Source organism: Pseudomonas cremoricolorata, from assembly GCF_000759535.1.
GTDB lineage: Bacteria > Pseudomonadota > Gammaproteobacteria > Pseudomonadales > Pseudomonadaceae > Aquipseudomonas > Aquipseudomonas cremoricolorata_A.
The window spans coordinates 567,368-581,777 of record NZ_CP009455.1; the positions used below are offsets into that span (position 1 = coordinate 567,368).

The 14,410-nt window shown below is 61.2% G+C and carries 13 protein-coding genes; 1 reads left to right on the top strand and 12 read right to left on the bottom strand.

Annotation, left to right across the window (positions count from 1 at the left end; translation table 11 throughout):
* Positions 1-17: 17 nt before the first annotated feature.
* The 6 genes from secG to rlmE all read right to left on the bottom strand — a co-directional run bounded on the left by secG (position 18) and on the right by rlmE (position 6,191).
* On the bottom strand, positions 18-410 hold the full coding sequence (gene secG, locus LK03_RS21710) for a preprotein translocase subunit SecG (protein ID WP_081951538.1): 393 nt from the start codon (positions 408-410) through the stop codon (positions 18-20).
* Position 411: 1 nt separating this feature from the next.
* A complete protein-coding gene (gene tpiA / locus LK03_RS02575; protein WP_038410935.1) occupies positions 412-1,167 on the bottom strand; it encodes a triose-phosphate isomerase in 756 nt (251 codons plus the stop codon).
* A 66-nt stretch (positions 1,168-1,233) separates the two neighbouring features.
* Positions 1,234-2,574, bottom strand: a complete 1,341-nt coding sequence (gene glmM / locus LK03_RS02580; RefSeq protein WP_038410936.1) for a phosphoglucosamine mutase — start codon at positions 2,572-2,574, stop codon at positions 1,234-1,236.
* A gap of 18 nt (positions 2,575-2,592) precedes the next feature.
* Positions 2,593-3,444, bottom strand: a complete 852-nt coding sequence (folP, locus tag LK03_RS02585; RefSeq protein WP_038410937.1) for a dihydropteroate synthase — start codon at positions 3,442-3,444, stop codon at positions 2,593-2,595.
* Positions 3,445-3,452: 8 nt separating this feature from the next.
* A complete protein-coding gene (ftsH, locus tag LK03_RS02590) occupies positions 3,453-5,360 on the bottom strand; it encodes an ATP-dependent zinc metalloprotease FtsH (protein ID WP_038410938.1) in 1,908 nt (635 codons plus the stop codon).
* Between the two features lie 204 nt (positions 5,361-5,564).
* Positions 5,565-6,191, bottom strand: coding sequence for a 23S rRNA (uridine(2552)-2'-O)-methyltransferase RlmE (gene rlmE, locus LK03_RS02595; protein ID WP_038410939.1), 627 nt, complete (start codon positions 6,189-6,191; stop codon positions 5,565-5,567).
* Between the two features lie 102 nt (positions 6,192-6,293).
* On the opposite strand from rlmE, the gene LK03_RS02600 reads away from it, so the two are divergent.
* Positions 6,294-6,602, top strand: coding sequence for a YhbY family RNA-binding protein (locus LK03_RS02600; protein WP_038410940.1), 309 nt, complete (start codon positions 6,294-6,296; stop codon positions 6,600-6,602).
* Positions 6,603-6,614: 12 nt separating this feature from the next.
* Here LK03_RS02600 and LK03_RS02605 read toward each other — a convergent pair whose 3' ends face one another.
* From LK03_RS02605 to dnaJ, 6 genes are all read right to left on the bottom strand, one after another.
* Positions 6,615-7,064 (bottom strand): MFS transporter, encoded by a 450-nt coding sequence (locus tag LK03_RS02605; RefSeq protein ID WP_081951539.1) that lies wholly within the window; start codon positions 7,062-7,064, stop codon positions 6,615-6,617.
* Entirely contained in the window at positions 7,042-7,524 is a 483-nt protein-coding gene (greA, locus tag LK03_RS02610) for a transcription elongation factor GreA (RefSeq protein WP_081673761.1), read from the bottom strand. The genes LK03_RS02605 and greA overlap by 23 nt, the downstream gene beginning before the upstream one ends.
* The gene (gene carB, locus LK03_RS02615) at positions 7,521-10,742 is read right to left on the bottom strand and encodes a carbamoyl-phosphate synthase large subunit (protein WP_038410941.1); all 3,222 of its coding nucleotides are present in this window, start codon (positions 10,740-10,742) and stop codon (positions 7,521-7,523) included. Before carB ends, greA begins: the two co-directional genes overlap by 4 nt.
* Before the next feature lie 107 nt (positions 10,743-10,849).
* Positions 10,850-11,986, bottom strand: coding sequence for a glutamine-hydrolyzing carbamoyl-phosphate synthase small subunit (carA, locus tag LK03_RS02620; protein ID WP_038410942.1), 1,137 nt, complete (start codon positions 11,984-11,986; stop codon positions 10,850-10,852).
* Between the two features lie 325 nt (positions 11,987-12,311).
* Positions 12,312-13,118 carry a 4-hydroxy-tetrahydrodipicolinate reductase gene (gene dapB, locus LK03_RS02625; RefSeq protein WP_038410943.1) on the bottom strand — a complete coding sequence of 269 codons (807 nt, stop codon included), beginning with the start codon at positions 13,116-13,118 and terminating at the stop codon, positions 12,312-12,314.
* 15 nt (positions 13,119-13,133) lie between these two features.
* Complete coding sequence (gene dnaJ / locus LK03_RS02630) at positions 13,134-14,258, bottom strand: molecular chaperone DnaJ (protein ID WP_038410944.1); 1,125 nt, start codon at positions 14,256-14,258, stop codon at positions 13,134-13,136.
* Positions 14,259-14,410: the final 152 nt, after the last annotated feature.

The following is a 14,410-nucleotide window of genomic DNA, read 5'->3' on the forward strand; positions in this document are numbered from 1 at the left end:
CAACTCAATGAAACCCTTTACTTCTGCTCTTCAACCGGAGGAGGTACATCACCTTGCTGGGTGGTTTCGCTCTTCTGCTCTTGGAGCACGGGTACATCATCATTTACTTCAGACTTCTGCTCTTTAACTTCAAGAACTGCTGGATCTGGCAAACCTGCTTGGGAAAGCTGATGAGCCTGTTCCTTTGCGAAGTATCCTAACCCAAGTGCAGTCAGAAAGAAAGTGGCAGCGAGTATAGCAGTAAATTTACTTAGGAAGGTAGCAGAACCTTGACTTCCGAACACAGTATTTGAAGCCCCTGCGCCGAAAGATGCACCTGCTTCCGCACCTTTACCCTGTTGCATCAAAACCAGCGCTACCAGCGCCAGTGCCGCCAACAGATGAAAAACAACTACGACTGTTTCCAGCATTTCAGTTTCCTGCGGCGCGACAAATTGCACCGAATTCGTCTGCGTTCAAGGACGCTCCACCAATGAGCCCCCCATCGATATCCGGCATGCCGAACAGTTCAGCGGCGTTGGCCGCCTTAACGCTGCCGCCGTAGAGCAACCGCACACCGGCAGCCACTTCAGCATCCTTCGCTGCCAGCTGCGCGCGGATGGCGGCGTGCACATCCTGCGCTTGCTGTGGCGTGGCCGTAAGGCCAGTACCGATGGCCCATACAGGCTCATAGGCAATTACCGCATCGGCAAACACTGCAGCACCGAACTCATCGACGATACTGTCAAGCTGACGCCCTACCACTTCCAGCGTCTTGCCTGCCTCGCGCTCTTCAAGGGTTTCCCCTATACACAACACGGGCATTAAACCACTTGCCTGAGCCGCTGCAAACTTGCGCCGTAGAACTTCCTCGGTTTCGCCCAGAATCTGACGGCGCTCGGAATGCCCAATCAACACCAACTTGCAACCTACTTCAGCCAACTGCTCGGGAGCAACTTCCCCGGTCAGCGCGCCCTGCTCGGACTGTATTGCAGAATTCTGTGCACCTACGCTGATTCCACCTTGCTCAAGCGCTTCAACTGCACGCTCGATGAATAGCGTTGGCGGAAAAACAGCAACTTCTACACCACGTGGCAAGGGCATGTTTCGCAGCCCTTCGAGCAGCTCTGCGACACCGGCGCGGTTACCGTGCATTTTCCAGTTACCAGCTACCATGGGGTGACGCATGCTCTACCTCGTAGGTCGAAGTGGGCGCAGATCTTACCCAACCAGAAACGCGCTGGCAAGCAACTTTCAAGCACAAACTTGTTCGACCAGTTTCGCCAGCGCCTGTGCATGGCCACGAACCTGCTCTTCGTCGTCACCCTCGACCATCACCCGCACCAGGGGCTCGGTGCCTGACTTGCGCAGCAATACCCGACCACGCCCGGCCATGGCCTGGGTCGCCTCGGCGCTGGCCTGCTGTACCGATGGATGCTCCAGCGGATCGTCCTGGCCAGCAGCGTAGCGCACGTTGATCAGCACTTGAGGGCACTTGCGCAGAGCCTGACGCGCCTGTGCGAGGGTTTCGCCACGACGCTTGAGGGCCATGAGCACCTGCAGCGCCGCGATGATCGCGTCACCCGTGGTAGTGTAGTTGCCACACACCACGTGCCCGGAATTCTCCCCACCCAGCAACCAGTCGCGCTCGAGCAGCTCTGCCATCACATAGCGGTCACCGACCTTGGCCCGTGCGAACGGAATGCTCAGCTCCTTGAGTGCCAGTTCCAGGCCCAGGTTGCTCATCAACGTACCGACCACACCACCTTGCAGCTTGCCGCGATCCTGCAGATCGCGAGCGATGAGGAACAGAAGCTCGTCGCCCTCGACCACGACACCCGTATGATCGACCATCAGAACCCGGTCGCCATCACCGTCGAAAGCGATACCCAAGTCGGCATGACTTTCCAGCACTGCCGCCTGCAGCGACTCGATATGCGTAGAGCCGCAACCTTCGTTGATGTTCAGGCCATCAGGCTGGGCGTGCAGCACCTTGACGTCCGCGCCCAGTTCGCTGAATACGCTCGGAGCGACTTTGTAAGTGGCGCCATGGGCACAGTCGACCACCAGCTTGAGGCCGTCGAAACTGGTGCCGGTCGGCACGCTACCCTTGCAGAACTCGATGTAACGCCCTACGGCGTCGTTGATGCGCGATACCTTGCCCAGCTTGCTCGACTCGACCACGGTCATCGGCTGGTCGAGCAGTTCTTCGATCATGAGCTCGACGTCATCGGGCAACTTCGTGCCTTTGCCGGAGAAGAACTTGATGCCGTTATCGTCATGGGGATTGTGCGAGGCACTGATGACGATGCCTGCTTCGGCGTGGAAGGTACGGGTCAGGTAGGCAATGGCCGGGGTGGGCATCGGGCCCAGCAACATCACGTCAGCGCCGGCCGCGGACAATCCAGCCTCCAGCGCCGACTCGAACATGTAACCGGAAATTCGCGTGTCCTTGCCCACCAGCACTCGGCAGTGACCGAGCTTGCGGAAAGCCATGCCTGCCGCCCAGCCGAGCTTGAGCATGAAGTCAGGGGTGATAGGGAACTGGCCGACCCGACCGCGGATACCGTCGGTGCCGAAATACTTTCTGCTCATGTGTCACTCCACTGTGTTCTATTCGGCGTCTTGCACCGCGGCGATTATTCGCACCACATCGACGGTTTGCGCCACATCATGCACCCGCAGGATGCTGGCGCCTTTGCTCATGGCCAGGGCGGCCAGGGCCAGGCTGCCATACAGCCGCTGCTCGACAGGCTTGTTCAAGGTCAGGCCGATCATGCTCTTGCGCGACACGCCGACCAGCAGTGGCCGCCCGAGGTCGGCAAGCCGCTGCAGATGCTTGAACAGGCTGAGGTTGTGCGCCAGGGTCTTGGCGAAGCCGAATCCCGGATCGAGAATGATCCGCTGCTCGGCGATGCCGGCGGCCACGCACGCCTGCATGCGCTGCTGCAGATAAAGGGCAACTTCGTCCGTCACGTTGGCGTAATGAGGGTCGTCTTGCATGGTGCCGGGATCACCGCGCATATGCATGAGGCAAACCGGCAATCCAGTGGCGGCGGCAGCATCCAAGGCACCGTCGCGCTCGAGGGCCCGCACGTCATTGATCAGACCGGCACCCAGCCGCGCCGATTCGCGCATCACCGCAGGCGTGGAGGTATCGACCGAGATGACCACGTCGAGGCGGCTGTTGATCGCCTCTACGACAGGCGCGACGCGCTCCAGCTCCTCGGTCACCGAGACCGCCCGCGCGCCGGGACGCGTCGACTCGCCGCCGACGTCGATCAGGGTCGCGCCAGCCTCGACCATGGCTTGGGCGTGAAACAGCGCCTGATCCAACTGACCGAAACGGCCACCGTCCGAGAACGAATCGGGCGTGACGTTGAGGATGCCCATGACATGGGTACGGGATAAATCAAGAACCCGGTTGCCGCAAGGCAACCGGGTCGGGTACTGCTTGGAGGTCATAGTCAACCTTAGTGGTGGGCAGCTGGGCCGCCAATCGGAGACTCGGGGCGATCGCCCTGGGGCGCTGCATTACCCGAATCACCAGCATCGTTGTCCCAGTCACGGGGCTCGCGCGGGGTGCGGCCCGACATGATGTCGTCGATCTGATCCGAGTCGATGGTCTCGTACTTCATCAACGCGTCAGCCATGGCATCGAGCTTGTCGCGATTCTTGGTAAGAATCTGCTGAGCTGTGGCGTAGCACTGGTCAATGATGCTGCGCACTTCCAGGTCGATCATCTTGGCGGTATCACCTGACAGGCTGGCCTGCTGCGAACCGGCACTGCGACCCAGGAACACCTCGCCCTCTTCCTCCGCATACATCAGCGGGCCGAGCTTTTCCGACAGTCCCCACTTGGTCACCATGTTCCGGGCGATCTGGCTGGCGCGCATGATGTCGTTGGAAGCACCTGTGGTCACGCCATCGAAGCCCAGGGTCATCTCTTCGGCGATACGTCCGCCGTAGAGCGAGCAGATCTGGCTGATCAGCGCGCGCTTGGACAGGCTGTAGCGGTCTTCCTCGGGCAGGAACATGGTCACACCCAGGGCACGGCCACGGGGAATGATCGAAACCTTGTACACCGGATCATGCTCGGGAACGATGCGTCCAACGATGGCGTGGCCCGCTTCGTGATAAGCGGTGTTACGTTTTTCCTTTTCGGACATGACCATGGTCTTGCGCTCGGCGCCCATCATGATCTTGTCTTTGGCCAGTTCGAATTCCTTCATCTCGACCAGTCGCTTGCCGTTACGGGCAGCGAACAGCGATGCCTCGTTGACCAGGTTGGCCAGGTCGGCACCCGAGAAGCCTGGCGTGCCGCGCGCGATGACCGCAGGGTTGACGTTCTCGCCTGCCGGCACTTTGCGCATGTGAACCTTGAGAATCTGCTCACGGCCGCGGATGTCCGGAAGGCCGACCACGACCTGACGGTCGAAACGGCCTGGGCGCAGCAGCGCTGGGTCGAGCACATCGGGACGGTTGGTCGCGGCAATGACGATGATGCCGTCGTTCATCTCGAAACCGTCCATCTCGACCAGCAACTGGTTGAGGGTCTGCTCGCGCTCATCATGACCGCCGCCCATGCCGGCACCACGGTGACGACCGACGGCGTCGATTTCGTCGATGAAGATGATGCAAGGCGCGTGCTTCTTCGCCTGCTCGAACATGTCGCGGACACGACTGGCGCCGACACCGACGAACATCTCAACGAAGTCGGAACCGGAAATGGTGAAGAACGGCACTTTGGCTTCGCCAGCGATGGCCTTGGCCAGCAGGGTTTTACCGGTGCCGGGGGGGCCGACCATCAGCACACCGCGGGGAATGCGACCACCCAGGCGTTGGAACTTGCCCGGATCACGCAGGAACTCGACCAGTTCGCCGACTTCTTCCTTGGCTTCATCGCAACCCGCCACGTCGGACAGGGTCGTTTTCACCTGATCCTCCGACAGCAGCCGCGCCTTGCTCTTGCCAAAGCTCATCGGCCCGCCCTTGCCACCAGCGCCGCCCTGCATCTGGCGCATGAAGAACATGAACACGGCGATGATCACCAGAATCGGGAAGCTGGCGACCAGCAGTTGCGTCCAGATACTCTGCTGTTCTGGCTGTTTGCCTTCGATGACCACGTTGTTGTCGACCAGATCGCCGATCAGGCCGTTGTCGGCGATGGCCGGACGGATGGTCTTGAAGGTATCGCCATCGGAGCGTTTGCCGCTGATGACCGCGCCATCGACGGTGACGCGCTCGACCTTACCGTCCTTGACCTGCTGAATGAAGTCGGAATAGTTGAGGGTCTGCGGCTCGTTCGGGCTGGAGAAGTTGTTCATCACCGTTACCAAAACGGCGGCGATGATCAACCACAGGATCAGATTCTTTGCCATGTCGTTCAATTAGCTACCCTCTGAGGTCGGCGCACGACGCAGCCGTGCCTCGCATGATATACAGCGCCCTAACTTACTACATTACCTACGCATCCGCAGGTGCCGTCTGTAACCCTTTGTGAACTCAAGACTACACGAAGTTCGGACATTCCTGACGCAGCGGCCGATTGGAAAAAACTATCGTCAGCTACGCCGGGCGCATGTTCACGCCCCTTTGAAACCTTTGCCAAGCAAGTACTGCTCGCGGGATCGATCGCGTGACGAAGACGGCTTGCGCATCTGCACCTTGTCGAACTTGCTGCGCACGTCCTTAAGGTAGGCATCGAAGCCTTCGCCCTGAAAGATCTTGATCAGGAAGTCGCCGCCTGGACGCAGCACGCGGCCCGCCAGGTCCAGTGCCAGTTCGCAGAGGAACATGGCTCGCGGCATGTCGACTGCAGGCGTACCACTCATGTTGGGGGCCATATCGGAAATCACAAGGTCGACATGCGAATCACCGACCGCCTCTAGAATCTGCTGAAGTACCGCATCCTGGGTGAAATCACCCTGAATGAAGGTGACGTCAGGGATCGAGTCCATCTCAAGAATGTCGGAAGCGATCAGTCGGCCTTGCCCGCCAATCAGACGACTGGTCACCTGTGACCAGCCTCCGGGCGCGGCACCCAGGTCGATCACGCTCATGCCGGGACGGATGAGGCGGTCCTTTTCCTGGATCTCGAGCAGCTTGTAGCTGGCGCGCGAACGGTAGCCGTCTTTCTGCGCCTGCTTGACGAAAGGATCGTTGAAATGCTCTCTCAGCCAGTTCTGGCTGCTTTTGGAACGTTGCGCCACGGGGCACCTCGATGATATGCGTCGTGATTGACTGGGCGCAGCTACGGGCCCTCGGGTAAAATGCCGGTCAATTTTACAGAATCAGACGAAAAGGGTCAGATTATGCCGCTCAATAACGAGCAGAAGAAGCAGTACAAATCCATTGGTCATGACCTCAAGCCGGTTTTGATCATTGCCGGCAACGGTCTGAATGAAGGCGTGGCCGCCGAGCTGGAACGCGCCCTGGCCGACCACGAGCTGATCAAAGTGGAAATTCGTTCGGAAGACCGCGAAGAACGCGCGGCCACCATCGCCGAACTGTGCAAGGCCGGCCGTGCCGAGCTGGTGCAGACCATCGGCAAGAAAGCCCTGATCTACCGCAAGAATCCGCAGCCGAACAAGCAACTGTCCAACGTTCACCGTTACAAGTAACGGCGAAGACGGTCAGCGGCGCAGTCTATGCGCCCTGACCGGGACCGGCTGGGCCACCAGCACGATGCCGGAGAAGCCCAGCACCAGGAAGCAGAACATCTGCCAGCGTTCGCCCACCGAGATGCCGTAGCGCAATGTGTAGTAACTCACGCACGCGCCCAACCCCAGCAGCAGCATCTGTCCGCGGAACTGCCGCCCCCAGGCGCTCAGCCCCTCTACCCTCGCCAGAACCGCCAACTGCGTCAGCAGCCCGAGCAGGGCCACGCCGATCAACCAGCGGTCGATTTGCGCAGCGATGTCCTGCACCAGCAACGGCGCCAAGCCCGACACCTTGAGCGCAGGCACCAGCCCGACGTGGAACACCCACAGGCCGCCGACCCAGAATACCTGGGCCAACTGCCAGAGGATCCCCTCGAGGGAAGGCGCCCGCAGGCGCCGGTCAGATGTGCTTGACTTCGACAATCTCGTACTCGACCGTACCGTTCGGCGTCTTCACGACAACGGTGTCACCTTCTTCCTTGCCAATGATGGCCCGGGCGATCGGTGCACCGCTCGACAGCTTGCCTTTCTTCACGTCAGCTTCATCTTCGCCAACGATCTGATACGTCACCTGATCACCGGTTTCGGTGTTTTCCAGCTCGACGGTGGTGCCGAAAATGACCTTGCCGGTGTGGGCAATGGTAGTCACGTCAATGACCACCGAGTTCTGCAGGCGACCTTCGATATCACGAATGCGTGCCTCGACCATGCCCTGCTCTTCACGGGCAGAATGGTACTCGGCGTTTTCCTTGAGATCGCCCAGCTCGCGGGCTTCACCAATGGCTTGACTCAGACGAGGACGCTCGGTCTTGGTCAGATGAAGGTGCTCCGCCTCCAGGGCGCGAGCGCCCTGAACGGTCATTGGATATTTGGTAATGCTCATGCTTTCAACCCTGCATGCAGATCCTGCAAGCGGCGAACGGTCTTTTCAGGGCCAAACTTCAGCGCTTCACAGATGGCTTCACCCGCCGCAATGGTAGTCGTGCAGTAGATCTTGTGCTGCAACGCATTGCGACGAATCGAGTAGGAGTCGGCGATCGACTGACGACCTTCGGTGGTGTTGATGATCAGCGACACTTCGTCGTTCTTGATCATGTCGACCACGTGCGGACGGCCTTCGGTGACCTTGTTCACGCGACGCACCTTCAGGCCGGCTGCCTCGATGAGCTTGGCGGTGCCGGCGGTGGCGACGATATCGAAGCCCAGGCCGATCAGGTCACGGGCAACGGCGGCCACTTGTGGCTTGTCGTCATCACGCACGCTGATGAACGCAGTTCCGCCAGTAGGCAGCACTTCGCTGGCGCCCATTTGCGCCTTGGCGAAGGCTTCACCGAAGCTGTCGCCCACGCCCATCACCTCGCCAGTGGATTTCATCTCAGGGCCGAGGATCGGGTCAACCCCTGGGAACTTGGCGAACGGGAAGACGGCTTCCTTGACGCTGTAGAAGTTCGGGATGATTTCCTGGGTAAAGCCCAGTTCCTTGAGGGTTTTACCCGCCATGACGCGGGCCGCGATCATCGCCAGGGAGGTACCGATGCACTTGGACACGAACGGCACGGTACGCGAGGCACGTGGGTTGACTTCGATCACGTAGATCTTGTCGCCCTGCAGCGCCAGCTGCACGTTCATCAGGCCGACAACCCCCAGCTCAAGGGCCATTTTGGCAACCTGCACGCGAACTTCGTCCTGCACGTCCTTGCTCAGCGAGTAAGGGGGCAGCGAGCAGGCCGAGTCACCGGAGTGAACGCCGGCCTGTTCGATGTGCTGCATGATGGCGCCGATCACCACATCGGTGCCGTCGCAGACTGCATCGACATCCATCTCGATGGCGCAGTTGAGGAAGTGGTCGAGCAGGACCGGGCTGTCGTTGGACACCTGGACCGCCTCACGCAGGTAGCGCTTGAGCTCGTCGAGTTCGTAGACGATCTCCATGGCCCGACCGCCCAGTACGTAGGACGGACGCACCACCAGCGGATAACCGATGTCACCGGCAGCGCGGATGGCTTCTTCTTCACTGCGCACGGTGGCGTTTGGCGGCTGCAGCAGGTTCAGGCGCTGCACCATCTGCTGGAAGCGCTCGCGGTCTTCGGCGCGGTCGATGGCATCCGGGCTGGTACCGATGATCGGCACGCCCGCCTCTTCCAGGGCACGTGCCAGCTTCAGCGGCGTCTGGCCGCCGTAGTGGACGATGACGCCCTTGGGCTGCTCGACGCGGCACACTTCCAGCACGTCTTCCAGGGTCAGCGGCTCGAAGTACAGACGGTCGGAGGTGTCGTAGTCGGTGGACACGGTCTCCGGGTTGCAGTTGACCATGATGGTCTCGTAGCCGTCTTCACGCAGCGCCAGCGCAGCGTGCACGCAGCAGTAGTCGAACTCGATACCTTGGCCGATACGGTTCGGACCACCGCCGAGGATCATGATCTTGTCGCGACCGGTCGGCTTGGCCTCGCACTCTTGCTCATAGGTCGAGTAGAGGTAGGCGGTGTCGGTGGCGAACTCGGCGGCGCAGGTGTCGACGCGCTTGTACACCGGGAACACTTCCAGCTTGTGGCGGTGACGGCGCAGGTTCTTGTCGGTGATGCCGAGCAGCTTGGCCAGGCGCTGGTCAGAGAAGCCCTTGCGCTTGAGACGCAGCATCAGGTCTTTGTCGATGGCGGTCAGGGCCAGGGTCTTGACCTTCTCTTCGTCCTTGATCAGGTCTTCCATCTGCACCAGGAACCACATGTCGATGCCGGTGAGGTCGAAGATTTCTTCGCAGGTCATGCCCGAGCGCATGGCGTCGGCGACGTACCAGATACGCTCAGCGCCCGGCACGGTCAGCTCGCGCTTGAGGATGCTGGCCGCTTCCGGGCTGGCCAGGTCGACTTTCGGGTCGAGGCCGCAGGCGCCGACTTCCAGGCCACGCAGGGCTTTCTGCAGGGACTCCTGGAAGGTCCGGCCGATGGCCATGACTTCGCCCACGGATTTCATCTGGGTGGTCAGACGCGCGTCGGCCTTGGGGAATTTCTCGAAGGCGAAGCGTGGCAGCTTGGTGACCACGTAGTCGATGGACGGCTCGAAGGACGCCGGGGTGCGGCCGCCGGTGATGTCGTTCTGCAGCTCGTCAAGGGTGTAACCGACGGCCAGCTTGGCGGCGATCTTGGCGATCGGGAAGCCGGTGGCCTTGGAAGCCAGCGCCGAGGAACGCGACACGCGCGGGTTCATCTCGATGACGACCATGCGCCCGGTGTTCGGGCAGATGCCGAACTGCACGTTGGAGCCGCCGGTTTCCACACCGATCTCACGCAGCACCGCCAGCGAGGCGTTGCGCATGATCTGATATTCCTTGTCGGTCAGGGTCTGCGCCGGCGCAACGGTGATCGAGTCACCGGTGTGCACGCCCATCGGGTCGAAGTTCTCGATGGAGCAAACGATGATGCAGTTGTCCTTCTTGTCGCGGACCACCTCCATCTCGTATTCCTTCCAGCCGATCAGCGATTCGTCGATCAGCAGTTCCTTGGTCGGCGACAGGTCCAGACCACGGGCGCAGATTTCTTCGAATTCTTCACGGTTGTAGGCGATGCCACCGCCCGTGCCGCCCATGGTGAACGAAGGGCGAATGATGCACGGGAAGCCGAGCTTCTCGAGCACCGCGTTGGCCTCTTCCATGCTGTGGGCGATGCCCGAGCGCGGGCATTCCAGACCGATGTCCTTCATGGCCTTGTCGAAGCGCGAGCGGTCTTCGGCCTTGTCGATGGTGTCGGCGTTGGCACCGATCATTTCCACACCGAACTTCTCGAGCACGCCGTGGCGCTCGAGATCCAGCGCGCAGTTCAACGCAGTCTGGCCGCCCATGGTCGGCAGCACGGCGTCGGGGCGTTCCTTCTCGATGATCTTGGCCACCGACTGCCATTTGATCGGCTCGATGTAGGTGGCGTCGGCCATGGCCGGGTCGGTCATGATGGTGGCTGGGTTGGAGTTCACCAGGATGACGCGGAAACCTTCCTCGCGCAGGGCTTTGCAGGCCTGGGCGCCGGAATAGTCGAACTCACAGGCCTGGCCGATCACGATCGGGCCAGCGCCGAGAATCAGGATGCTTTTGATATCTGTACGTTTTGGCATGGTTGTCACTCAAATCCGCGGGTCAGTCGGCAAGCCGTCTTGAACAATCTTGGGTCAGGCGCTGCCGGACACGAAACAGGTCGGTCCGGGGCCTCGAAGCAGGATGCTCAGCGGCGCTTGGCCATGGCATCGATGAAACGATCGAACAGCGGCGCGACGTCGGTCGGGCCTGGGCTGGCTTCCGGGTGACCCTGGAAGCTGAAGGCGCTCTTGTCGGTGCGCTCGATGCCTTGCAGGGTGCCATCGAACAGTGATTTGTGGATCGCCCGCACGTTGCCCGGCAGAGTCGCTTCATCGACAGCGAAGCCGTGGTTCTGGCTGGTGATCATCACCACGCCGGTGTCCAGGTCCTGCACGGGGTGGTTGGCGCCGTGGTGACCGTGGCCCATCTTCACGGTCTTGGCGCCGGAGGCCAGGGCCAGCAACTGGTGGCCGAGGCAGATACCGAACACCGGAATCTCGGTTTCCAGTACATCCTTGATCGCCTGGATGGCGTAGTCGCAAGGCTCGGGATCGCCAGGGCCGTTGGACAGGAACACGCCATCGGGGTTGAGCGCGAGCACTTCACTGGCCGGGGTTTGCGCCGGCACCACGGTGACGCGGCAGCCGCGGGCGACCAGCATGCGCAGGATGTTCAGCTTCACGCCGTAGTCGAACGCAACCACGTGGTACGGCAGCTCGGAGGCTTCCAGGGTCGGGTGGCTGTCGGTCTTCAGGCTCCAGACGCTTGAGCGCCACTCGTAGCGCTGCTTGGTGGACACCACTTTGGCCAGGTCCATGCCCTTGAGGCCCGGGAAACCGCGGGCGGCGGCGATGGCGGCTTCCTCGCTGATGTTGTCACCGGCCAGGATGCAACCGTTCTGAGCGCCCTTTTCACGCAGGATTCGGGTCAGGCGACGGGTGTCGATACCGGCGATGGCCACGACGTTGTTGGCCTTCAGGTAATCCGGCAGCGACTGCTTGTTACGCCAGTTGCTGGCCAGCAGTGGCAGGTCACGGATGACCAGGCCGGCCGACCAGACGCGGTCGGATTCGGCATCTTCCGGGGTAGTGCCGGTGTTGCCGATGTGCGGGTAGGTCAGGGTAACGATCTGCTGGGCGTAGGAAGGGTCTGTAAGAATTTCCTGGTAGCCGGTCATAGCGGTGTTGAACACCACCTCTCCGACGGTCTGTCCGTCGGCACCGATGGCTTCACCGCGAAAAATGCTGCCATCGGCAAGGGCGAGTATGGCTGGCTTAGTCAAGAAGACCTCCCGTAAAAAAAGCCTGAAAGGGCGATCGCAGGTTGCAAAAAAGCGGAGTGACGTATGGACACGTCACCCCGCTTTCTATGCTGAATTATTCTGCGCGCTTTTAGTGAACACACTAAAGCTGCAGCTTACAGAAAAAGTGCTTTTTGGTCTACTGGGCAGGGAACTAAAACTGCGTCGACACTGTAGGAGCGGGCGGTCCGCCGCTGCGGTTCAGCCGCGATGGGCCGCCATGCAATTCACCAGGTAGATTGCGCTCACCTGGGGTGGGCCTGCTTTGCAGGCCATCGCGGCTGAAGGCCGCCCCTACACGCTCCGGTCAATGCAGATCGAGCACATCCTGCATGTCGTACAGACCCGCCTCGCGCCCGTCCAGCCACAGCGCCGCGCGCACCGCGCCCTTGGCGAAGGTCATGCGGCTCGAGGCCTTGTGAGTGATCTCCACCCGCTCACCTTCGGCAGCGAACAGCACGGTGTGGTCACCCACCACATCGCCGGCACGCACCGTGGCGAAACCGATGGTTTTAGGATCACGCGCACCGGTCTGGCCTTCACGGCCATACACCGCCACTTCGCGAAGATCGCGACCCAGTGCCTGGGCCACCACTTCACCCATACGCAGCGCGGTGCCGGACGGCGCATCGACCTTGTGCCGGTGATGCGCTTCGAGAATCTCGATATCGACATCATCGCCCAGCACGCGGGCCGCAGTGTCGAGCAGCTTCAGACACAGGTTGACACCCACACTGAAGTTGGCCGCGAAAACGATCGGAATGTCCTTGCCGGCCTCGACCAGCAGCTGTTTTTCCTGCTCGCTGAAGCCGGTGGTACCGATCACCATGGCCTTGCCGGCCTTGCGGCAGAAAGCGAGGTTTTTCAGGGTCACTGACGGGTGAGTGAAGTCGATCAAGACGTCGAACTCGTCCACCACCTTGGCCAGATCGTCGGAAATCGGCACACCGATACGGCCCAGGCCCGCCAGTTCACCCGCATCGGCATTGACCAACGTGCTGTCGGGGCGATCGATGGCGGCGGTCAGCCCGGCCTTGGGCGCTTGCTGCTGCACGGCCTCGACCAGCACCTTGCCCATACGCCCGGCGGCGCCCATCACTGCAATACGTCGCATAGCTTGATTCCTTTGTCAGAGGTCGCCGAAGAAGCGCTTCACACCTTCGAACCAGCCGTTGGCCTTGGGCGAGTGCGAGCTGTCACCTTCCAGCGAATCGCGCAGCTCTTCGAGCAGTTCGCGTTGGCGTCGGCTGAGGTTGACCGGGGTCTCGACGGCTACACGGCACAACAGATCACCCGCACCACCACCGCGCACCGGCGCAACGCCTTTGCCGCGCAGACGGAATTGCTTGCCGGTCTGCGTGCCCTCGGGAATGCGCAGCTTGACCCGCCCGTCGAGGGTCGGCACTTCAAGCTCGCCCCCCAGAGCGGCTTCGGTGTAGCTGATCGGCACTTCGCAGTACAGGTGCTTGCCGTCGCGCTGGAAGATCGCGTGCTCGCGCACACTGATCACCACATACAGGTCACCGGTAGGTCCGCCATGGGCACCCGCCTCGCCCTCGCCCGACAGGCGAATGCGGTCACCGGTATCGACGCCTGGTGGAACCTTGACCGACAGCGTCTTGTATTCCTCGACGCGGCCTTCGCCGTGGCATGCCGAGCACGGATCGGTGATGATCTTGCCCTGACCATGGCAACGCGGGCAGGTCTGCTGCACCGAGAAGAAGCCTTGCTGCATGCGTACCTGACCAATACCGCCACAGGTCGGGCAGGTGGTCGGGGTCGAACCCTTCTTCGCGCCCGAACCGTCGCACGGCGCGCAATTGACCAGCGTCGGCACCCGGATATTGACGGTAGTACCGCGCACGGCCTCTTCCAGATTCAGCTCCAGGGTGTAGCGCAGGTCGCTGCCGCGCTGCGCGCCACCGCGTCCGCCGCCACGGCCACCGCCGCCGAAGAAGTCACTGAAGACATCGCCGAAGATGTCGGAGAAGTTGGCGCCGCCAAAGCCCTGGCCACCGCCCGCGCTCTGATCGACACCAGCATGGCCGTACTGATCGTACGCGGCACGCTTGCTCGCATCGGACAAGACTTCATAGGCCTCGTTGGCCTCCTTGAAGGAGTCTTCAGCTTCCTTGTCCCCGGGGTTGCGGTCGGGGTGGAATTTCATCGCCAGACGGCGATAGGACTTCTTGAGATCGGCTTCACTGGCGCCGCGCTCGACACCTAGAACCTCGTAATAATCACGCTTTGCCATAAGTCATTTGCACTCTTGGGGGCGTTCGGCAAACCTCTGCGCAGATCGCGCCGTGCCGCAAGCAAGCACCTGCCGCCACGTACTTAAGCACCCAGACAGATGCTGTAAAAAATTCTCGTATTCCAGACACGCCAACGCGGGAGCAAGCCCCC